Genomic DNA, 203 nt, shown 5'->3' on the forward strand with positions numbered 1-203 from the left:
TGCGACACTAGCTCAGTTGGTAGAGCGCAACCTTGCCAAGGTTGAGGTCACGAGTTCGAACCTCGTGTGTCGCTCCAGATTCTCAGCTTGAAAAAGCGGCTGTCATCGTGCCCAACGGTGAGACAATACGGACGCGGGGTGGAGCAGCTTGGTAGCTCGTCGGGCTCATAACCCGAAGGTCGTCGGTTCAAATCCGGCCCCCG

The 203-nt window shown here is 58.1% G+C and carries 1 tRNA gene; it reads left to right on the plus strand.

The features are described from left to right. Window position 1 precedes the first annotated feature (1 nt). Window positions 2–77, plus strand: a tRNA-Gly gene (locus ACYP03_RS28570). Window positions 78–203: the final 126 nt, after the last annotated feature.

The organism is Photobacterium sp. R1, assembly GCF_054600795.1.